This is a genomic window from Duganella radicis, assembly GCF_009720825.1.
Classification (GTDB): domain Bacteria; phylum Pseudomonadota; class Gammaproteobacteria; order Burkholderiales; family Burkholderiaceae_D; genus Rugamonas; species Rugamonas radicis.
This window is the reverse complement of the sequence record NZ_WNKY01000019.1, coordinates 15,939-36,412: the sequence shown is the minus strand read 5'-3', so window position 1 is coordinate 36,412 and position 20,474 is coordinate 15,939. Positions and strand designations below refer to the sequence as shown.

The following is a 20,474-nucleotide window of genomic DNA, read 5'->3' as shown; positions in this document are numbered from 1 at the left end:
TAGCTCCTTAGTAGATCACTTTGAGGTTGAAGGCGTAGTTGCGGCCCGGACGCGCCTGGCGTTCGATATCGGCAATGGTGGCTGCCGTGGTACCGGCCGCCAGACTGCGCGACGAGGCGTAGTCCCAGTATTTTTTGTCGCCCAGGTTGTTCACGCCACCGCTCAGGACGACGTGCTTGTTGATGTGCCAGTACGCGGTCAGGTCGAACACGCTGTAGCCCGGCACGTTGAACAAGGTGGTAGTGCCGCCGGTCAGCACGTCGCCGGCGGCGCGCTTGCCGCGTGCGGTGCTGGCGGTGATGGCGGCGCCGGCGATCGCGCTGTCGTAGGCGAAGCTGGCGCTCGCTTTGTAGGGCTGCACCGTGGCGAGGTCGGCCTTTGTTCCGGTCGAGGTGTTCTCCGCCGTGCCTTTCGATGCGCCCGCCGCCAGGTTGATGCTGTAGCCTTTCATGACCGGCAGCCACTGGCCCAGCGTGAAGCGGGTGTTGAATTCGGCGCCGTAGATCCTTGCCTTGCCGATGTTCTCCGGACGGTACAGGCCTTGCGTGATGGTCGGGTAGTTGACCGGATCGGCCGGCTGCATCACGTATTCGATGAAGTCGTCGTACTGGGTGTTGAACACCGAGGCGCTGAATTCGACGCCCGGCGTCGGCTCGCCTTTCAGGCCCAGTTCGAAGGCGTTGCTGGTTTCCTTTTTCAGGTTCGGATTGCCCAGCACGGCGTAACCGTTGCCGGTACCGGTGTAGCTGAATGAGTCGTAGGTGCCGGTGCGCTCGGCCGCCGATGGCAGGCGCGTGCCGCGCGAGTATTGTGCGTAGGCGTTGAGGTTCGGCACAAGCTCCACCGAGAGGTTGAGCGATGGCGTCAGGAAGGAGTCGGTTTCTTCCTTGATTTCCTTGGCGGCGTTGGGAATCGCCACGCCATATTTGGCCAGGTTTTGCGGCGTCAGCTTGCGTTGCTCGGCGCGCAGGCCCGGTGTCAGCGTGGCTTGATGGCCGGCCAGCGCGAAGCCGAATTCGCCGCGCAGGTAGGCGGCGAATTTGTCGGTGTCCATGTCGGCCATGCGGTATTTACTGGTGTACTGGTGCGCGCCGGTGGCCACCACCAGACGGTCTTCGGTCCATGGGCGGCGGCTTTCCAGCTGTTCGTACAGCACGCCGTAGCTCAGCAGGCTGCCGGCGCCGATCTGTCTGGTGGCATCGACGGAGATGCCTTTGCTGTCGTTGTCGTAGCCGGTGTTGATGTCGCGTACGTACTTCTGGCCGCCGCTGACGTAGTCGGCATGGGTCAGGTCCACCACTTCGGCTTTTTGCGTGTACAGCCTGGTGTCCAGCGTGTCGAACAGGGCCGTGCGCGCAGCCCACAGGTAGTCGATGCTGAAACGCGTGCGTTTGGTGTTGGAGTTTTGCGCCACGCCGGTCGGGTACAGGGTGCTGGTCTTGTTGGTGTAGCTGCGGTCGTGCCCGGCCTTGAAGCTGTCGACGGTGAAGTTCAGTTGCCGGCCTGGAGCGATGATCCAGTTCAGCTTGGCCAACACGGCGTCCGAGTTCCAGTCATCCGGGTTCAGCGGCGCGCTGCTTTTGCTGTCAGCCTGTTCGCCGTCGCGGTGCACGGCCACGATCAGGGCTTTCAGCGCCGGGTTGATTTCGGTGGCGGCCGTGATGGCGTGCATGCGCGCAGCGTGGTCCGAGGTGTAGCCGAATTTGTAGTCGGCGTAGACTTTGCGCGTGCCATTCAGATAGTCTTCCGGCGCCTTGGTCACGAACGAGACCGAGCCGCCCAGGCCGGGCGTGCCGGCCCCTGCCGGGCTGGCGCCGGAGCCGATGCGCACTTCGCGGAAGGTTTCGGGATCGAAGTAGTCGCGGCCGATGCCGAACGCGTTCATCGATGTGCCGTCCGGTTTCGGCGCGGCGTCCGGCAGCGAGATGCCGTCCAGCTCCAGGCTGACGCGGTTGCCTTCCACGCCACGGATGTTGACGCCGGTATTGCCCGGGCTGTCCCACACGCTGCCGCCACCGCTGGCCGCCGCCGGCACACTGATCAGCGGCGAGTAGCGCGAGATGTTGCTCAGGTCGACCGCGTTGTTCTGCTCCAGCTGGCGCGCGTTGATGACGGTGGTGCTGCCGTTGCGGGCGGAGCCGGCGTCGATGTCGCGCTTGGCCTGCACCAGGATTTCGGACAGCTCGCCGGCGACTTTGGTTTCCTGCGCAAAGGCCGGCAAGGCAACCGCGCCCAGCATCGCCAGCAGCGCGGATTGGACGTGAAGAGACAAAGGCGCGGCCGTATGCCGGGCGCCCGTAGGGGTAGCGACCATAGTTATCCAGGAGAGAGTGGTTAAACGGCTGGCTCTCGGATAAGCGGCGATCGCTGGCAAAAACGCATATTAACAATAATGATTCTCATTTACAAGTGGAAATAAGATCAAAATCGCTACATCATCCTTGCAGATAGTTGTTCTTTACGCGCACGTAGTGTTCGGCGGAGTATTTGAGGTAGGCGATTTCCTCCGGCGTCAGCGCCCTCACCTTCACCGCCGGACGGCCGACGTACAGGTTGCCGCTTTCCAGCACCTTGCCCGGCGAGACCAAGCTGCCGGCGCCGACCATCACTTGGTCCTGCACCACCACGTCGTCCATGATGATGGCGCCCATGCCGATCAGCACCTCGTTGCCGATGCGGCAGCCGTGCAGCATGGCCTGGTGACCGATGGTGACGTAGTCGCCGATGATCAGCGGCGAGCCGTCCGGCTTTTTGTCGTTCTTGTGCGAGACGTGGCCCATGGCGAAGTCCTGCACATTGGTGCAGTTGCCGATGACGATGCGGTTGACGTCGCCGCGCAGCACGGTGTTGCACCAGATCGAGCAATCCTTGCCGACGCTGACGTCGCCGATCACGCTGGCGGTGGGGTGCAGGTACAAGCCCTCGCCCAGCTGCGGCGAGGTGTTCAGGTAGGATGAAACAGGCATGGTGATTCCAGTTACGCGTGATAGGTGCCGTCGCCATGCGGCGCGGCCTTGAATTCGGGCAGCGCTTCGGCCTGGTGCGAGTATTCGGCCAGCGCCGGGTAGCGGGATGCCGGCGCCACTTCCGGCAGCATCTGCTGGATGAAGTGCCAGGTGATGGCCATCATCACGCCGGGCGGCGGGATGTCGGCGCTGGTTGCGGGCAGCGGCTGCCTGATCTGCTCGGCTTCCAGCACATCCAGCGCGGACAGCAGTTGCTGGGTGACGCGCTCCAGCCACGGCTGGTGCAGCTTCTCGGCCGGACGCACATTGTGTTCGTAGACGATCTGCACCGCCTTGTCGCAGGCGGCCAGCGCGAAGCCCAGCAAGGATTGCGATCGCATCAGCTCGGTCGGCATGGATGGTGTGCGGCGTGCGGTGGGGCGCGCGATCGATTCGGCGTATTGCAGGATCAGGGTGGAGTCCATCAGCACATTGCCATCCTCATCGACCAGCGTCGGCGCCTTGACCACCGGGTTGATCTGGCGGAACTGCTCGTAGGTGCGGAACACCGACAGCGACTGGTGCTCAAACTGTATCCCCAGCAGTTGCAAGGACACCGCCACGCGGCGGACGTAGGGTGAATCCAGCATGCCGATCAGTTTCATATCTGCTCCTTGTTAAGTGCCCAAAGGGCTGCACTTTGCGCGTGAATCGCGGTGGTGTCAAATAACGGCACGCTGGCATCTCGCGGCCCGACCAGCAGCGAGATTTCGGTGCAGCCGAGGATGATGGCTTGCGCGCCTTGCTGCACCAGGCCGGCGATGACGCGGCGGTATTCGTCGCGCGAGGCGTCCAGCACTTTGCCGAGGCACAGCTCGTCGTAGATGATGCGGTGGACGGTGTCGCGGTCGGCCGGCTCGGGCACCAGCACGTCGAGGCCGTGCAGTTCGCGCAGACGGTCCTTGTAAAACGCTTGCTCCATGGTGAAGCGTGTGCCCAGCAGGCCGATCTTGCTCAGCCCCGCCCGCTTGATGGCACGCGCGGTAGGATCGGCGATGTGGAACAGGGGGATGCCCGACGCGCCTTCAATGGCGGGCGCTACCTTGTGCATGGTGTTGGTGCACAACACGATGAAGTCGGCGCCGGCAGCCTGCAAGGCGCGCGCGGCATCGGCCATCATGGCGCCGGCCGCATCCCAGTCGCCGGCATGCTGCAAGCGCTCCACTTCGTGGAAGTCGACGCTGTACAGCACCAGCCTGGCCGAGTGCAGCCCGCCCAGTTGCTGCTTGATGGTTTCATTGATCTGGCGGTAGTAAGGCACGGTGGATTCCCAACTCATGCCTCCGATGAGTCCTATGGTTTTCATCGTGCGTAGCTGACTGTGAGGATTTCCCATTGATGCCCATCCGGCTCGTTCCAGTAGACGATGCTGCCGTCGTTCCATTTGCCGACGGCGTTGTCGACCGGCCCGAACACCGAGCTGCGGTAAGGGATGCCTTTGGCGGCAATACGGCCGAGGATGGCGTCGAACTCGGACTGGCTGACGCGGAAGCAGTAGTGCGTCAGCGGGATCGGCTCCGGCCAAGTGTCGAAGTCGATGGTCAGTCCGTTATTGACGAACACCGGCGCGAACGGCCCGGTGCCGGTGGGCGACCAGCGCACGTCCAGCAATTCCGCCAGCAGTTGGGCGGCGGCGATCTTGTCGCGCGCGGGGATGATCAGGTGATCCAGTTCGATGGCCATGGGCGCCTCCTTGAGTCTTCCATTCTAGCTGCTTTTTTACTAAGACTGCATCAACACCGTGGCGCCGCGCGCGATGGAGCGCACCACCTGCATCACGTCCCAGTTGGTCAGGCGCACGCAGCCGTGCGATTGGGTCTTGCCGATCTTGCCCGGCTCCGGCGTGCCGTGGATGCCGTAATGCTCGATGGTGAGGTCGATCCACGCCAGCCCCACCGGGTTGTTCGGGCCGGCGGCAATGCGGGCCTTGGTGTCGCCGGCCTTGGCGTCCCAGAACAGCTTGGGGTTGTAGCGGTACTCGGGATTGGTGGCGACGCCGCGTACCTGCCAGCGTCCCTCGGGCAGCGGATCGTGCTTGCTGCCGGTGCTGGCCGGGAATTGCGCGAACGGCATGCCGCCGGCGTCCAGCAGGGTCAGCGTGCCCTCTTTCGCATCGACCAGCACCGAGGCCGCCTTCGGCAGCGGCTTGATGATGGCGACGTTCGGCACCAGCAATTGTTCGCCGGCGCGCTTCATCTTCTTGCCCGGATTCAGGCGGCGCAGCAGCTCGGGGCTGCAATGGAAGCGCTCGCCCAGCGCCTCGGCCAGGCTGGCGTAGCCAAGCACAGCCAGTCTGGACTTGCCCGCCATGTCGGCCGGCACCGGGGCGTAGGGGCCGGCGATGTCCTGCGCGGTCAGTGTGTAGACCTCCAGCACCGGCGACTGATCGCGCTCCAGTTCCTTCCATGTCGCGGCGTCGAGCTTGCCGGTGACGGGCAGTTGATTCAATTTCTGGAAGCCGCGCAGGGCCTGGCGCATATTGCTGCCGAATGCCGCGTCCATCTCGCCGGGCGAGAAGTGCGCCCGGTCCAACAGCACCTGCGCGCGCAGCAGTCCGGTATCGGCGGCGGACAAGGCCGGCTCGGCGGCATGGGCACTGGCCATGGCCAGCGATAAAGCAAGGATGAAAGCTCTCAAACCAGACTCGGAGAAAAACAGGGAGCTTATTCTAGCCTACCGGCTAGCCGATTTGCTGGCCCACTTCCCAACTGTGTCCGGCCGGATCGATAAAATTCAGGGTGCGCACGCCCCATGGGCGATCGAGCGGACCTTGCAGGATGGTGACGCCGCGTTGCCGCAGCTGCGCGGCCACCGCGTCCACATCCGCCACCCAAATGCTGATCTGGAAGCGCGAGCCGGCATCGCGCGGCGCCACCACGCCGGGCGCGATGATCTCCGGCGCATTGGCCACCTTGAGCAGGTTGATCAGCACACTGTCGAATTTAAACACCGCACAATTGGCGTCCTCATACACCAGCGGTGCGTCAAACACTTCCGCATAAAATGCCTTGGCTGCGGGCAGGTCTTCAACAAACAAGCTGATGGCGCTGATGTGATCAAGTGGCATGGTTAATCCTTGCGGTAGCGTTGCATCACGTAGCCGAGGCGGTTGCGGTTCTTGTCGAGCCAGGTCCACAGGGCTTCGCTTTGCTGGGGGTGGGCGCGGTAAAAGTTGTCGTTGAAGGCCAGCCACAGGCGGACGTTGAGCAAGGGCTGTGGCAGCTGCATCACCTCGCCCTTGTACTTGTCCAGCGCCTGCTTGAGGTGGGCCGGCGCCACCGCCGCCACCACCACGCCGGCCACCCGCCCCAGCCTGAGCTTTTCGATGTTGCGATCGAGGTCGCGCGCGCCCTCGTCCAGCGTCAGGCCGGCTTCGCGCAGGCGCGCGGCATAGGCGTTGCCTTGGGCGATGCCCAGCGTCTTGCCCTTGAAGTACTGCACGGGATTGGTGCTGAGCGGCAGATTATCCCTGGTGCGCACCAGGACCCACACCTGGTTGTGCAGGGCGCGCTCCAGGTCGATATTGCCGGCTTTGTCCTTGGGCAGCGCGATCTCGGCCGGATAGAAGCTTTGCTCGCCCAGCGGCGCCAGATCGATGTCGCCATTGGCCAGTGCCACCTTGATGCGTGCCACCGGCAGCCGCACCCAGATCGGCGCGCAGCCGAAGCCGGCGCCCAGCACGGCGTCGCGGATCAGATCGACCGCCGCGCCGGGCGGATCGGGCACCTTGTCGCCCTCGCCCAGCCAGTACGGCGGGCGGTTCTGGTCCATATAGCCGACACGCACCGGAATGCAGCCGGCCGCCTGCGCAGGCAGGACGGCGGCAGCGGCAAGCAACATCGACAATATGCCAGCGCGCAGCTTCATGGCGGGACTCAGTGTTGAGGCGTTTCAGCCGGCTTGGGCGCCAGCGGTGCAAGGGCGGCAGCTTGTCCCTTGCCGACGATTTGGACGAAAATCTCGTTTTGCTTGATCATGCTGAGCTCGTAGCGCGCCCGCTCTTCGACCGCGCCGGTGCCGTCCTTGAGGTCGCGCACTTCGGAATCGAGCTTGGCGTTGCGAGCCAGCAGTTCCGCATTCTTCTTGTGCGCCACGTCCACCTGCGCCTCAAAATCCTTCACGCGCAGCCAGCCGCCCTTCCCCAGCCACAGCGGGTATTGGATAAGCAGCAGCAGGAAGGCCAGGCCCAGAGTAATCAAACGCATAGAAAAGTAGCGATGCCGGGGCATTCCCGGCGGTATATTGCACAATTGCCGCCAATTATATAACGACGACGCCCACGTAACGCGGCTGTGTGCGCTTGCTGGAATTTGGCCGCGGCTTGCATTGGATCAGCTTGGTACATATCGAAGTCCAGGCGCAGCGCGACACCCTACTGGCAAAACGCATGCAGGACTACCACGCCCGCATCAGCGAGGCATATGGTTTGCCGGTAGTCAGCCTGGCGCTGCTGGCTGACGAGCATCCTCGCTGGCGCCCGGACAACTTCCAGCAGCAATTCGAAGGCACAGCGACAACGTTCTCATTCAGCATCGCCAAGCTGCTCGACTACGTCACGGACACCGATGCGCTGGAGGCTTCGGACAATCCGGTCGCCTGGCATACGCTGGCCCATCGACGTTCGCAGCTGGCCCATCACGATCCGAAAGAACTTTACGCCGCCAAGCGGCACCTGACCGCGCTCCTGTTCCGGCATCGCTGGAGCAAAAAGCGCATACTTGTTTTATTCAACGCGATCAACTGGATGATGACTTTGCCGGAGCCATATGAACGACGCTATTGGCAAGCCGTCCGCCGGTTGGGAAGGGAGCACAAAATGAAATTACTCAATCCGTTGGAGCAAATGTTTTTCAATGACGGGGTCAAGAAGGGCCTGGAGAAGGGCTTGAAAAAGGGCCTGGAACAAGGTCTGGAAGAAGGGTTGGAGCAAGGGCGCAAGGAAGGTGCGGTTGCGCTGTTGGAGCGACTGCTTACAAAACGCTTCGGGCCGCTGCCGCAAGCTACCCGCAAGAAGCTGGCCAGGGCCAGCCTGGCGCAACTGGAGATCTGGAGCGATGCACTGGCGGAGGCGCAGTCGCTGAGGCAGGTCTTTCAATGAAAAAGGCCGGATCGCTCCGGCCTTTTTACTGCATTACTTCAGGTTGTAGAACGCGTCGCGGCCTGGATAGGATGCGATGTCGCCCAGATCTTCTTCGATGCGCAGCAGCTGGTTGTACTTGGCCATGCGGTCCGAACGCGACATCGAGCCGGTCTTGATTTGCAGGGCGTTGGTGCCCACCGCGATATCGGCGATGGTCGAATCTTCGGTTTCGCCCGAACGGTGCGAGATCACGGCGGTGTAGCCGGCGCGCTTGGCCATTTCGATGGCGGCGAAGGTTTCGGTCAGGGTGCCGATCTGGTTGATCTTGATCAGGATCGAGTTGGCGATGCCTTTCTGGATGCCTTCTTTCAGGATCTTGGTGTTGGTGACGTACAGGTCGTCGCCCACCAGCTGGACTTTCTGGCCCAGTGCCTTGGTCAGGATGGCCCAGCCTTCCCAGTCGCCTTCGTGCATCGCGTCTTCGATCGAGATGATCGGATACTTGTCAGCCCAGGTCGCCAGCAGGTTGGTGAACTCGGTCGAGGTCAGCGACAGGCCTTCGCCTTCCAGCTCGTACTTGCCGTCCTTGTAGAACTCGGAAGCGGCGCAATCCAGGCCGATGGCGATCTGGGTGCCTGGCTCGTAGCCGGCCTGCTCGATCGCTTCGATGATCAGCTTGATCGCTTCCTCGTGGTTGGCCAGCGAAGGAGCGAAACCGCCTTCATCGCCCACGGCGGTGTTCAGGCCGCGCTTGTGCAGGATCTTTTTCAGGGTGTGGAACACTTCCGCGCCGTAACGCACGGCTTCCTTGAACGACGGGGCGCCGACCGGAATGATCATGAATTCCTGGATGTCCAGGTTGTTGTCGGCGTGCGCGCCGCCGTTGATCACGTTCATCATCGGCACTGGCAGCTGCATGGCGCCCGAACCGCCGAAGTAGCGGTACAGCGGCAGGCCGGCTTCTTCGGCGGCGGCTTTGGCCACGGCCATCGACACCGCCAGCATGGCGTTGGCGCCCAGGCGCGATTTGTTTTCGGTGCCGTCCAGGTCGATCAGAGTGCGGTCCAGGAAAGCTTGCTCATTGGCGTCCAGGCCCATGATGGCTTCCGAGATTTCGGTGTTGATGTTTTCGCAGGCTTTCAGCACGCCCTTGCCGAAGTAGCGCTTGGGATCGCCGTCGCGCAGTTCAATCGCTTCGCGCGAACCGGTCGAGGCGCCCGACGGTACGGCGGCGCGGCCCATCACGCCCGATTCCAGCAGCACGTCGCATTCGACGGTAGGATTGCCGCGCGAGTCGATTACTTCACGGCCGATAATATCAACGATAGCACTCATGTCATTCTCCAAAGTTAGGCGATACGGAGTCGCGCCGCGTCTTTACGCGCGTTGCGAACAAGGGTCACGGGAATTGTACCCGGCGCAGGCAAGATTGCTAAATTTTCCACACCGGGTAGGTTGCTTTAGTTGAAGCTGTTCTCCAGGAAGCCAGCTTTTTTGGTGATGCGGTCCAGCTCGATCAGAACGGACAGCAAGTCCTTCATGCGGCCCAGCGGCACGGCGTTCGGGCCGTCCGACAGTGCCTCTGCGGGATTGGGATGGGTTTCCATGAACAGGCCGTCGACGCCGACCGCCACCGCCGCACGCGACAGCACCGGCACCATCTCGCGCATGCCGCCCGAGGAGGTGCCATTGCCGCCCGGCAGTTGCACCGAGTGGGTCGCATCGAACACCACCGGGGCGCCGGTTTCGCGCATGATGGCCAGCGAGCGCATGTCGGACACCAGGTTGTTGTAGCCGAACGAGGCGCCGCGTTCGCAGGCCATGAAGTTGTCTTCGTTCAGGCCGGCTTCCCTGGCGGCGGCACGGGCCTTGTCGATCACATTCTTCATGTCGTGCGGGGCCAGGAACTGGCCCTTCTTGATGTTGACCGGCAGGCCGGACTGCGCGCAGGCGACGATGAAGTCGGTCTGGCGGCACAGGAAGGCCGGGGTTTGCAGCACATCGACCACTTTCGAAGCGACTTCGATGTCTTCGATGGTGTGCACGTCGGTCAGCACCGGCACTTGCAGCTCGCGCTTGACGGCGGCCAGGATCTCCAGGCCCTGCTCGCGGCCGGGACCGCGGTAGGATTTGCCCGACGAACGGTTGGCCTTGTCGAACGAGGCCTTGAAGATGAACGGGATGCCCAGCTCGGTGGTCATCTCTTTCAGCGCGCCGGCGGTGTCGAACGCCATCTGGCGCGATTCGACGACACAGTTACCGGAGATCAGGAAGAATGGCTTATCCAGGCCTACGTCGAATCCGCACAGTTTCATGCCGCCTCTCCTTGCAGTTCAGTGGCGCCGCTTGCGGCCTTGTGGGCCAGCGCCGCCTTGATGTAAGACGTGAACAGCGGGTGGCCGTCACGCGGGGTGGATTTGAATTCAGGGTGATACTGCACGCCCATGTACCAAGGGTGCGCGTTGTCGCCGCTGCGTGGCAGCTCCATGATTTCGCACAGGTCTTCGGTCGGGGTGCGCGCCGCCACCACCAGGCCGGCCGCTTCCACGCGCGGCAGGTAGTGGTTGTTGGCTTCGTAACGGTGACGGTGACGCTCGGTCACCACCGCGCCGTAGATTTCCGATGCCAGCGTGCCCGGCTTGATGGCGCAGGTTTGCGCGCCCAGGCGCATGGTGCCGCCCAGATCGGAGTTCTCGTCGCGTTTCTCGACCTTGCCGTCCTGGCCTTGCCATTCGTCGATCAGGGCCACCACCGGCTGCGGGGTGCCGAGGTCGAACTCGGTCGAGTTGGCTTCGCTCAGGCCGGCCTTGTGGCGCGCGTATTCGATCAGCGCCACTTGCATGCCGAGGCAGATGCCGAGGTAGGGAATCTTGTTTTCGCGGGCGAAGCGGGCCGCCATGATCTTGCCTTCCACGCCGCGCTTGCCGAAGCCGCCCGGCACCAGGATGGCGTCGTACTTGGACAGCGAGGCGCAGCCGGTGGTTTCGATTTCTTCCGAATCGATGTACTCGATGTTGACCTTGGATTCGGTATGGATGCCGGCGTGGCGCAGCGCTTCGGTCAGCGACTTGTACGACTCGGTCAGCTCCACGTACTTGCCGACCATGCCGATCGACACTTCCTGCTTCGGATGTTCGAGCGTGTGGATCAGCTTGGTCCAGACCGACAGGTCGGCCGGCGCCGGATTGATGTCCAGCGCTTCGCAGATGATGGCGTCCAGGCCCTGGTCGTGCAGCATTTGCGGCACTTTGTAGATGGTGTCGACGTCCCACACGGAAATCACGGCCTGCTCTTCGATGTTGGAGAACAGCGAGATCTTGGCGCGCTCGTCGTCCGGGATGCGGCGGTCGGCGCGGCACAGCAGCGCGTTCGGCGAGATGCCGATTTCGCGCAGTTTCTGTACCGAGTGCTGGGTCGGCTTGGTCTTCAGTTCGCCGGCGGAGGCGATGTACGGCACCAGGGTCAGGTGCACGAAGGCCGAGTTCTTGCGGCCGGCGCGCAGGCTCAGCTGACGTGCCGCTTCCAGGAAGGGCAGCGATTCGATGTCGCCCACGGTGCCGCCGATTTCGCACAGGGCCACGTCGTAGCCTTCGGCGCCGCGCCGGATGTAGTCCTGGATTTCGTTGGTGATGTGCGGGATCACCTGCACGGTCTTGCCCAGGTATTCGCCGCGACGCTCCTTGCGGATCACCGATTCGTAGATCTGACCGGTGGTGAAGTTGTTCACCTTCTTCATGCGGGTGGTGATGAAGCGCTCGTAGTGACCGAGGTCCAGGTCGGTTTCAGCGCCGTCGTCCGTGACGAACACTTCGCCGTGTTGCATTGGGGACATGGTGCCTGGATCGACGTTGATGTACGGGTCCAGCTTGAGCATGGTGACTTTGAGGCCGCGCGATTCGAGGATCGCAGCGAGGGAAGCAGCGGCGATCCCTTTACCAAGGGAAGACACGACGCCGCCAGTGACGAAGACAAATTTGGTCATTGCGGAAGGTGCCGAACGGCACATGCGGGAAATTGAAATTATATCCTAAAACGGCCAATTCATCACCTCCCGCGTGCATCACCGTACAGACCGGGCTTGCCGGAAATACCAGAATGACAACTCATTAATGACAGGAGATGCATCATGAGCTACGAAGATCGTGATCAATATGGCATGTACGTGGACAACGGCCACAAGGGCCCCGGACCCGAGCTGATGGGGGCCGACACCCTGATCGGCGACCACGTGCACAACCTGAAAAACGAGCACTTGGGCGAGATCAAGGAAATCATGCTCGACATGCGCACCGGCAAGATCGCCTACGCGGTGATGGCCTATGGCGGCGTGCTGACCATCGGCGAGAAACTGTTCGCCGTGCCGTGGGAAGCGCTGACGCTGGACACCGTCAACAAGCGCTTCACCCTGAACATCGACAAGGAGCGCATCGAGGCGGCGCCCGGCTTCGACAAGGATGACTGGCCGGACATGGCCAACCAGACCTGGGCCAGCCAGGTGCACAGCTACTACGGCACCGACGCCGGCGCCAGCCAGCGCGCCAATCGCTAACGGCTGAGCGCTAGCAAAAATCGCGGCTGACGGTCGGCAGCCGGCCCAGCAGGTGGCTCATGTCGACCAGCCGCTTGGCGACCAGGTGGCGCACCATGCCCTCCTGCTGCCACACGCCATACACCCCCAGCAGCGGCGCGCTCAGCACTTCGCGCCGCTGCTGTTCCAGCAGGGCCGGCCAGATGATGACGTTGACGCTGCCGGTTTCATCCTCCAGTGTCATGAAGATCACGCCCTTGGCGGTGCCCGGGCGCTGGCGCACCGTGACCATGCCGCAGGCGCGCGCCACCATGTTGCTGGTGTAGGTGTTGAGCACCTCGGCCGGCATGAAGCGGTGCTTGAGCAAGGTCGGCCGCAGCAGCGCGACCGGGTGGCGGCGCAGTGTCAGGCCGTGCGAGCGGTAGTCGCCGAGGATGTCCTCGCCTTCGCTGGGGGCTGGCAGCCGCGGCGTTTCCTCGTCCGGCGCGGTCGGGCGCAGCAGATCCTTGTCGGGCACCGCGCCGACCGCCTGCCACAGGGCTTGGCGGCGATGGCCGGACAGGTTGCGCAGCGCATCGCCGCCGGCCAGCACGTGCAGCGCGTGACGGTCTAGATCGGCGCGCCGCGCGAGGTCGGCCACGCTGGCGAACGGGTGCTCCGCACGCGCGCGCTCGATCCGCGCCGCCGCTTCGGCGCTCATCCCTTTCAGCATATTCAGGCCGAGCCGCACCGCAGGCTGGCCACGCTTGCCGGCCGGCTCCTCCAGCGAGGTTTCCCAGCCGCTGACGGTGACGTCAATTTCGCGCACCACCACGCCGTGGCGTTTGGCGTCCTGCACCAGTTGCGACGGGCTGTAGAAACCCATCGGCTGGCTGTTGAGCAGCGCGCACAGGAACACGGCCGGCTCATGGCATTTGATCCAGGAGCTGGAATACGTCAACAAGGCAAAGCTGGCCGAGTGCGACTCCGGGAATCCATATTCGCCAAAGCCTTTGATCTGCTCGCAGATGGCCTGGGCAAATGCCAGGTCGTATCCGCGTTCGGTCATGCCGTCAATGATGCGGTCCTGGTATTTGTCGACGCCGCCCTTGCGCTTCCAGGCCGCCATCGCGCGCCGCAAGTCATCCGCCTCGCCCTCGGTGAAGCCGGCCGCGATCATGGCGATCTGCATCACCTGCTCCTGAAAGATGGGCACGCCCAATGTGCGCCCCAACGCCTCTTCCAGCCCCGGCGGACAGTCGATTTCCTGCAAGCCCATGCGCCGTTGCAGATAGGGATGCACCATGCCGCCCTGTATCGGCCCCGGCCGCACAATCGCCACCTCGATCACCAGATCGTAAAACTCCCTGGGCCGCAAGCGCGGCAGCATGCTCATTTGCGCGCGCGACTCGATCTGGAACACGCCGATGGTATCGGCTTCGCACATCATCGCGTAGGTGGCGGGATCTTCCGGCGGGATCTGGTACAGGCTCATTTTCCGTCCGCTGCGCCGCTCCAGCAAATCGAGCGCGCGCCGCAAGGCCGACAACATGCCCAGCGCCAGCACGTCCACCTTCATCAGGCCCAGCTCTTCCAGATCATCCTTATCCCACTGGATGACGTAGCGGCCATCCATGGTGGCCGCCTCGATCGGCACCAGCCGCGTCAGCTTTTCATGCGAGATCACGAAACCGCCGGGATGCTGCGACAAATGGCGCGGGAAGCCCAGCAAGGCGTAAGCGAGCGCCGCCCACTGTTGCGCCAGCTGCGACGCCGGATCGAGCCCGCACTCGGCCAGCCGCCCGATCAGGTCATGCTTGCTGTCGAACCAACGCTGGGAGGCGCAGACCTTTTCAACGATGGCCAGGTCCACGCCCAGGGCCTTGCCGCTGTCGCGCAGCGCGCTTTTAGGCCGGTAGCTGATGACGACAGCCGCCAGCGCCGCGCGGTCGTGGCCGTATTTTTCGTAGATGTACTGGATCACTTCCTCACGCCGCTGGTGCTCAAAGTCGACGTCGATGTCGGGCGGCTCATTGCGTTCCTTCGAAATGAAGCGCCCCATCAGCAGCGTGCCGCGCGCAGGGTCGACCGCCGTCACGCCCAGGACATAACACACCGCCGAGTTGGCAGCCGATCCCCGTCCCTGGCAAAGGATGCCTTGCGATCTTGCAAACCGGACGATGTCATACACGGTGAGGAAGTAGGCCTCGTACTTGAGATCGGCAATCAGCGCCAACTCGGTTTCGATCTGCACGCGTACTTTTTCCGGCTCGCCGCCAGGCCAGCGCTCCAGCAGCCCCTGCTCCACTTCCTGCCGCAGATAGCTGGCGGGCGTATGGCCGGGCGGGATCAGCTCGTGCGGATATTCGTAGCGCAGTTGCTGCAAATTGAATGTGCACAGTTGCGCGATGCGCACGGTTTCATCCAGCGCCGCGCGCGGATACAGGTTGGCCAGCTGCATGCGCGGGCGCAGATGCTGCTCGGCGTTCTGCGCCAGCGCGTAGCCGCACTCGCCCACCGGCTTGCCGATGCGGATGGCGGTCATGGTGTCCTGCAAGGGCTTGCGCGAACGCACGTGCATGCACACATGGCCGACCGCCACCACCGCCATCCGGTGCTGCGCCGCCACCTCGGCAATGCTGAGCCGGTGGGCCTCGTCGAAGGAGCGCAGCAGCAGGTTCAGGCCCATCCACGCGCGGCCGGGGAAGGTCGCCTCCATCCACGCCGCCTGCGCGTGCAACTGGTCCACGTCTTCCGGCCGGTGGGCCGGATAGTCGGGCAGCAGGATCAGCAGGCAGTCCGGCAAGCCTTGCAGGTGCGCGAATTTGGGCGGCGGCGCGGCCAGATCGGCCGGCGTCAGCAGGTAGCTGCCCTTGGCCACGCGGTTGCGGGCGATGGTGATCAATTCGCACAGATTGCCGTAGCCATCCTTGTTCCGCGCCAACGCAACGAAGGACGGGCCGGGCGAGCCATCCGGATTGGTCAGCCGGAAATAGCTGCCTATGATCAGCGGAAATTGCGCCGTTTTAGCCTCGGCGTGAGCACGCACTACGCCGGCCAGCGAGCATTCATCGGTGATCGCCAGCGCCGCGTAATCCAGCTGCGCGGCGCGCGCCACCAGCTCCTCGGCCCGCGAGGCGCCGTGGAGGAAGGAGAAATTCGATAAACAGAACAGCTCGGCATAGGCCGGCAGTCCGGTGGGGGGCAAGGTGCTCATGATGAATACTGTGTTTTTATACAGTATTCTATCAAGTTATTTGCGTTGTGCGGCGATGATGTCGTTGATGGCTTGAACCACGACCTCGGGCGAGGCGGTTTGCATCTGGTGGTCGGAGTCGACCACCACTGTTTTGGCTTGCGGGTACATGGCGCGGACGAAGGTGATGGTTTGCGGGTCGCTGCTGACGACGCCGAAATCGACCGGCACCGCCGTCGCGCCCTTGGGCTGGTTGACCAGGCGGATCATGGGTTTGTTGTCGATATCGCCCTGCGCCAGCACTTGTTCGCCGGTTTCGTGGATGCTGCCGATTTCCTTGCGCACGGTGCCGGAGAAGAACAGCCATGCGCCGGCCCGCGTCAGCAGCGGAAAGTCTTCCTGTTTTTTGATGACGCGCGGGTACAGCGCATCCACCAGCACGATGCCCGCCACCTCGTCCGGATGCCGCTTGGCGAACAGCTGCACGTACAGCCCGCCCAGCGAGTGGCCGACCAGGATGTACGGCGGCTGCATGCCTTCATGCCTGAGGTTGCGGCGCAGTTCTTCGACGATGGTCAGGCCATCGCGCGGCGCGGCCGTGTCCTCGCTCTTGCCGTAGCCGGGACGGTTGTAGGCAAACACGGAGGCTTGCGGCGCGACGCCCTCGATCACCTTGTCCCACTTGTCGACCGTGGCGCGCGAACCGTTCTCGAACACCACCGTGACCGGGGCGGATGGATTTTTCAGCGCCACACACTCCACCTTGCGGCCGTCGATCAGTGTGGTGACGGCCAGCGCCGCCATGGCGGGTGCGGCTGCCATCAGGCCCAGAACGAAAATGGCGTTACGCATTATGATGTTTCCCTTTTATGTTTGATGTGCCGGCATTCTTGCATTTGCTGCAACGCGCGGCCGCAGGAATGCGATGAAGTGCGGATTCGGGGGATCAGAATGCAAGAAACCTGCGTGCAGGAACTGTTGTGCTTTGGCATAGCGGCGGGCGGCGGCAATGCCGCCCTCGTGGTCCGGCACGCCCACAGCAGCGCTGAACAGCGCCAGCAATTTGCCAGGGCGCGCCGCAAGCCGGCCTGCGTGTTCATCGACCGCAGCGGGGATGGCGACATCGTGCTGGACTATTTCTACCCGCACATGCGCAGCCCGCTGTGCCTGCATGCCACGCTGGCAGCGGCGCGCGTGCTGCTGTCGCCGGCGCAGCCACGGCTGGAAGTGCGTACCGCACTGCGCGGACAGAGGCTGACCTTGTTGATGCAAGAAGGTGAGGTCTACATCCGGCTATCGCCGCAAGCGGCGCCGGCGGTGGCGATCACGCCGGAACTGCCGGGCCGCCTGCTGGCCGCGCCCGGCATCGCGCTGGTCTCGCCGCCGGTGATCGCCTCGGTCGGCAGCCCCAAGCTGCTGTTGGAGGTGGCCGACAGCGCCGCCTTGCACGCCCTCAGGCCGGATCTGCATGCCATCAGCGACTGGGGCCAGCAGCACGGCGTCAGCGGCTGCTATGTCTGGTGCCGCCGCCCGGATGGCGCGCTGGAGGGGCGCAATCTCAACCACCTGCATCCGGCCGCCGAGGACGGCGCCACCGGCGTGGCGGCCGGCGCGCTCACCGTTCACTTGCAAACCGGCATCACGCTGTACCAAGGGGCCAACCTTGGCATGCCGTGCCGCTTGCGCACCGAATTGCACGATGAACAGGTTTTAATCGGTGGCCGGACCGAGCTGCGTAGCAGTACGTAAGGGAAACCCGGAGATGGCGCGTGCATACAACAGAAAATAATGTTTGCACGCATTCTTGCTACAAAAACACCTGTCTATATGACCAATTTGCATAGAATCAAATTTTTCATGGGAGACGACACGTGTTCACCAATACCACCTTACGTAAAGCCGTCTTGCTCAGCCTGTATGGCGCCAGCACCCTGGCCCTGACCACTGAGACCTACGCACAGGATAATTCGATGCAATCGGTCAGCATCGTCGGCTCGCGCCGCGCCACCAGTTCGGCCACTGATACCACGGTGCCGGTCGACGTGATCCCGCTGGCCAAAACCGCCGAGAGCGGCGGCCAGTTCGACCTGGCCCAGACCCTGACTTACATCTCGCCGTCGTTCAACTCGACCCGCCAGACCGGCTCCGACGGCGCCGACCTGGTCGACTCCGCCGCCCTGCGCGGCCTGGGCTCGGACCAGACCCTGGTGCTGGTGAACGGCAAGCGCCGCCACACCACCGCGCTGGTCAACCTGTTCGGCGCGCGCAACCGCGGCAACACCGGCACCGACATGAACGCCATCCCGATGCTGGCCATCAAGGATGTGCAAGTGCTGCGCGACGGCGCCGCCGCCCAGTACGGCTCGGACGCGATTGCCGGCGTGATGGACATCGGCCTGAAAAAATCCAAGGGCTGCGAGGCGGTGGCCGGCTTCAGCGAATACAGCAAGCGCGACGGCAAGAACTATCTGGCCTCGGCCTACTGCGGCTTTGAGATCGGCAATAACGGCGTGCTCGGCATCACCGGCGAATATCTGGACCGCGGCCGCTCCAACCGCGCCGACGCCGACAACCCGCGCACCATCGGCGACAGCAAGACCAAGAACCAGACCATTTACCTGAACGGTGAATTGCCGACCACCGGCACCGGCCGCCTGTACTTCACGGCCGGCGCGCAAAGCCGCGACGCCTCGTCGGGCGCGTGGGCGCGCGGCGGCATCGGCAGCGACGACATCCCGTCGCGCAACTCGGCCGCCATGTACCCGAACGGCTTCGTGCCGTTCATCAACGCGCAGATCGACGACCAGTACGCCATCCTCGGCCACCGCAACCAGCTGGGCGAGTGGAATATGGACCTGTCGCAGACCTACGGCAAGAACAAGATGATCTACGACATCAGCAACACGCTGAACGCGTCGATCGCCAACAAGGATCTGCTGGCCGGCGGCAAGGGCGTGAGCCCGACCAGCTTCAACGCCGGCGGCTTCCAGTTTGAACAGCTGACCACCAACCTCGACTTCAACCGCTACTTTGAAGGCCTGGTCGGCCGTGGCCTGAACGTCGCCTTCGGCGGCGAATACCGCCACGAGAATTACAAGATCTACGCCGGCGAACCGGGCTCCTACATCGACGCCGACGGCGTCGGCGTCGGCGGCAACGCCGGCAGCCAGGGCTTCCCCGGCTTCCAGCCGGCCGACCAGGTGGACGCCAACCGCCACAGCGTGGCGGCCTACCTCGACCTGGAGGCGGACCTGACCGACACCGTCAAGGCGCAGGGCGCGGTGCGCTACGAGAAGTACAGCGACTTCGGCTCGACCACCACCGGCAAGCTGGCCGGCAGCTGGCGCGTGGCGCCGGCGGTGCTGCTGCGCGGCTCGGCCTCGACCGGCTTCCGCGCGCCGTCGCTGCAACAGATGTACTTCTCGTCGACCTTCACCGACTTCATCGGCGGCGTGCCGACCGACGTGGTGCTGGCGCCGAACAACAGCGCGGTCACCAACCTGGCCGGCATTCCCAAGCTGAAGGAAGAAAAGTCGACCAGTTTCACGCTGGGCTCGACCTGGACGCCGACCCAGGCCGTGTCGGTCACCGCCGACCTGTACCAGATCAAGATCAAGGACCGCATCGTGCTGTCGGGCCGCTTCGACGACACCAATTATCCTGACCTGGCCGCCAAACTGGCGACGCTGGGCGTGGGACAGGCGCAGTTCTTCGTCAACTCGGTCGACACCAAGACCAAGGGCCTGGACCTGACCGCCTCGCACAAGGCCAGCTTCGGCGCCGACAAGCTGACCACCTTCCTGGCCATGAACGTCAGCAAGACCGAGGTGACCGGCATCCACGCGCCGGCCTCGCTGCGCGGCTATGAGGATGTGCTGCTGTCGGAGAAGGAGCGCCTGTACATCGAGCAAGGCGCGCCGCGCTCGAAGGCGACGCTGGGCTTCAACTACGTGCACAACGCCTGGGAAAGCGATCTGAAGATCATTCACTTCGGTCCGCAGACGCTGGGCACCTACAGCGGCACCGCCGCCGGCGTGCCTAACCAGCACTACGAGTCCAAGACCTCGGCCGACCTGGCCTTCACCTACACCATCAACAAGAACATGAAGTTCTCGTTTGGCGGCAACAACATCTTCAACGTGCATCCAAGCACGCAGAATCCGGATGAAACCGACAACGGCTTCAAGTACGAGTCGGTGCAGTTCGGCCTGAACGGCGCGTCTTACTTCGGCCGCCTGTACGTGAAGTTCTGATGATGTAGCTCAAGGTGACGTCCGGTTCCACTGGACGTCACCGCCCTCGCTGGCTAACATGGCAAGATGGAAGCCAGAATCGTCAAACTTGAAGACTCCTCTACGGCAATCCGTGAACGGTTGGCCAATATCGAGGCACGCCTGGAACAAACCGCGACCAAGGCCGATCTCGCCGCCTTGGAGGCTCGGATGGAGAAGGGCTTCGCCGATGTCATCAAGTGGATCATAGGCGTCGCCATCGTGCTCACCGCTACCTCCGTGACGGTGATCACTTTCGTACTCAACAACGCCGCCCCCAAGGCCCCGCCTCCCGTCCCACAGCCCATCGTGATCTACGCCCAACCGGCGCCGCCCAAGTAACGTTTGCTTACATCTCGCTAACTCAACCCAACGCATTGCCGTTTTACACTTCCCTTGTCTTATTTTCGGCAAT

Annotated in this window: 19 protein-coding genes; 5 read left to right on the top strand and 14 right to left on the bottom strand. The window is 63.4% G+C overall.

The features are described 5' to 3' along the window. Positions 1-7: 7 nt before the first annotated feature. The 9 genes from GM676_RS17615 to ftsB form a co-directional block, all read right to left on the bottom strand. Positions 8-2,272 (bottom strand): TonB-dependent receptor domain-containing protein, encoded by a 2,265-nt coding sequence (locus tag GM676_RS17615; RefSeq protein WP_229262746.1) that lies wholly within the window; start codon positions 2,270-2,272, stop codon positions 8-10. 163 nt (positions 2,273-2,435) lie between these two features. Next, entirely contained in the window at positions 2,436-2,966 is a 531-nt protein-coding gene (locus GM676_RS17610) for a gamma carbonic anhydrase family protein (protein ID WP_155465057.1), read from the bottom strand. An 11-nt stretch (positions 2,967-2,977) separates the two neighbouring features. Continuing rightward, positions 2,978-3,610: a glutathione S-transferase gene (locus tag GM676_RS17605; protein ID WP_155465056.1), complete on the bottom strand. Its 633-nt coding sequence runs from the start codon at positions 3,608-3,610 to the stop codon at positions 2,978-2,980. Beyond that, positions 3,607-4,311: an aspartate/glutamate racemase family protein gene (locus tag GM676_RS17600; protein WP_155465055.1), complete on the bottom strand. Its 705-nt coding sequence runs from the start codon at positions 4,309-4,311 to the stop codon at positions 3,607-3,609. The genes GM676_RS17605 and GM676_RS17600 overlap by 4 nt, the downstream gene beginning before the upstream one ends. After that, on the bottom strand, positions 4,308-4,688 hold the full coding sequence (locus GM676_RS17595) for a VOC family protein (RefSeq protein ID WP_155465054.1): 381 nt from the start codon (positions 4,686-4,688) through the stop codon (positions 4,308-4,310). Before GM676_RS17595 ends, GM676_RS17600 begins: the two co-directional genes overlap by 4 nt. Before the next feature lie 39 nt (positions 4,689-4,727). Then, the gene (locus tag GM676_RS17590) at positions 4,728-5,642 is read right to left on the bottom strand and encodes a L,D-transpeptidase family protein (RefSeq protein ID WP_371866274.1); all 915 of its coding nucleotides are present in this window, start codon (positions 5,640-5,642) and stop codon (positions 4,728-4,730) included. A 43-nt stretch (positions 5,643-5,685) separates the two neighbouring features. Continuing rightward, a complete protein-coding gene (locus GM676_RS17585; protein ID WP_155465053.1) occupies positions 5,686-6,072 on the bottom strand; it encodes a VOC family protein in 387 nt (128 codons plus the stop codon). A gap of 2 nt (positions 6,073-6,074) precedes the next feature. Beyond that, positions 6,075-6,872 carry a transporter substrate-binding domain-containing protein gene (locus tag GM676_RS17580; protein WP_229262745.1) on the bottom strand — a complete coding sequence of 266 codons (798 nt, stop codon included), beginning with the start codon at positions 6,870-6,872 and terminating at the stop codon, positions 6,075-6,077. A gap of 8 nt (positions 6,873-6,880) precedes the next feature. Continuing rightward, positions 6,881-7,210 carry a cell division protein FtsB gene (gene ftsB / locus GM676_RS17575; protein ID WP_155465052.1) on the bottom strand — a complete coding sequence of 110 codons (330 nt, stop codon included), beginning with the start codon at positions 7,208-7,210 and terminating at the stop codon, positions 6,881-6,883. Between the two features lie 89 nt (positions 7,211-7,299). On the opposite strand from ftsB, the gene GM676_RS17570 reads away from it, so the two are divergent. Next, on the top strand, positions 7,300-8,103 hold the full coding sequence (locus tag GM676_RS17570; RefSeq protein WP_155465051.1) for a DUF4351 domain-containing protein: 804 nt from the start codon (positions 7,300-7,302) through the stop codon (positions 8,101-8,103). 33 nt (positions 8,104-8,136) lie between these two features. On the opposite strand, the gene eno is transcribed toward GM676_RS17570, so the two are convergent. The 3 genes from eno to pyrG form a co-directional block, all read right to left on the bottom strand. Further along, positions 8,137-9,420, bottom strand: a complete 1,284-nt coding sequence (gene eno / locus GM676_RS17565; protein WP_155465050.1) for a phosphopyruvate hydratase — start codon at positions 9,418-9,420, stop codon at positions 8,137-8,139. Between the two features lie 125 nt (positions 9,421-9,545). Next, entirely contained in the window at positions 9,546-10,400 is an 855-nt protein-coding gene (kdsA, locus tag GM676_RS17560; protein WP_155465049.1) for a 3-deoxy-8-phosphooctulonate synthase, read from the bottom strand. Further along, positions 10,397-12,067 carry a CTP synthase gene (gene pyrG / locus GM676_RS17555; RefSeq protein WP_155465048.1) on the bottom strand — a complete coding sequence of 557 codons (1,671 nt, stop codon included), beginning with the start codon at positions 12,065-12,067 and terminating at the stop codon, positions 10,397-10,399. Before pyrG ends, kdsA begins: the two co-directional genes overlap by 4 nt. Positions 12,068-12,211: 144 nt before the next feature. Between pyrG and GM676_RS17550 the strand changes: the two genes are divergently transcribed. Next, positions 12,212-12,634, top strand: coding sequence for a PRC-barrel domain-containing protein (locus GM676_RS17550; protein ID WP_155465047.1), 423 nt, complete (start codon positions 12,212-12,214; stop codon positions 12,632-12,634). Positions 12,635-12,644: 10 nt separating this feature from the next. On the opposite strand, the gene GM676_RS17545 is transcribed toward GM676_RS17550, so the two are convergent. Continuing rightward, positions 12,645-15,809: an error-prone DNA polymerase gene (locus tag GM676_RS17545; RefSeq protein ID WP_155465046.1), complete on the bottom strand. Its 3,165-nt coding sequence runs from the start codon at positions 15,807-15,809 to the stop codon at positions 12,645-12,647. Positions 15,810-15,845: 36 nt separating this feature from the next. Next, positions 15,846-16,640 carry an alpha/beta fold hydrolase gene (locus GM676_RS17540; protein WP_155465045.1) on the bottom strand — a complete coding sequence of 265 codons (795 nt, stop codon included), beginning with the start codon at positions 16,638-16,640 and terminating at the stop codon, positions 15,846-15,848. A 99-nt stretch (positions 16,641-16,739) separates the two neighbouring features. Here GM676_RS17540 and GM676_RS17535 point away from each other — a divergent pair, with 99 nt between their 5' ends. The 3 genes from GM676_RS17535 to GM676_RS17525 all read left to right on the top strand — a co-directional run bounded on the left by GM676_RS17535 (position 16,740) and on the right by GM676_RS17525 (position 20,401). After that, positions 16,740-17,537, top strand: a complete 798-nt coding sequence (locus tag GM676_RS17535; RefSeq protein WP_155465044.1) for a PhzF family phenazine biosynthesis protein — start codon at positions 16,740-16,742, stop codon at positions 17,535-17,537. A gap of 122 nt (positions 17,538-17,659) precedes the next feature. Continuing rightward, positions 17,660-20,041 (top strand): TonB-dependent receptor plug domain-containing protein, encoded by a 2,382-nt coding sequence (locus GM676_RS17530; RefSeq protein WP_371866273.1) that lies wholly within the window; start codon positions 17,660-17,662, stop codon positions 20,039-20,041. Positions 20,042-20,107: 66 nt separating this feature from the next. Then, complete coding sequence (locus tag GM676_RS17525) at positions 20,108-20,401, top strand: CCDC90 family protein (protein WP_155465043.1); 294 nt, start codon at positions 20,108-20,110, stop codon at positions 20,399-20,401. Positions 20,402-20,474 lie beyond the last annotated feature (73 nt).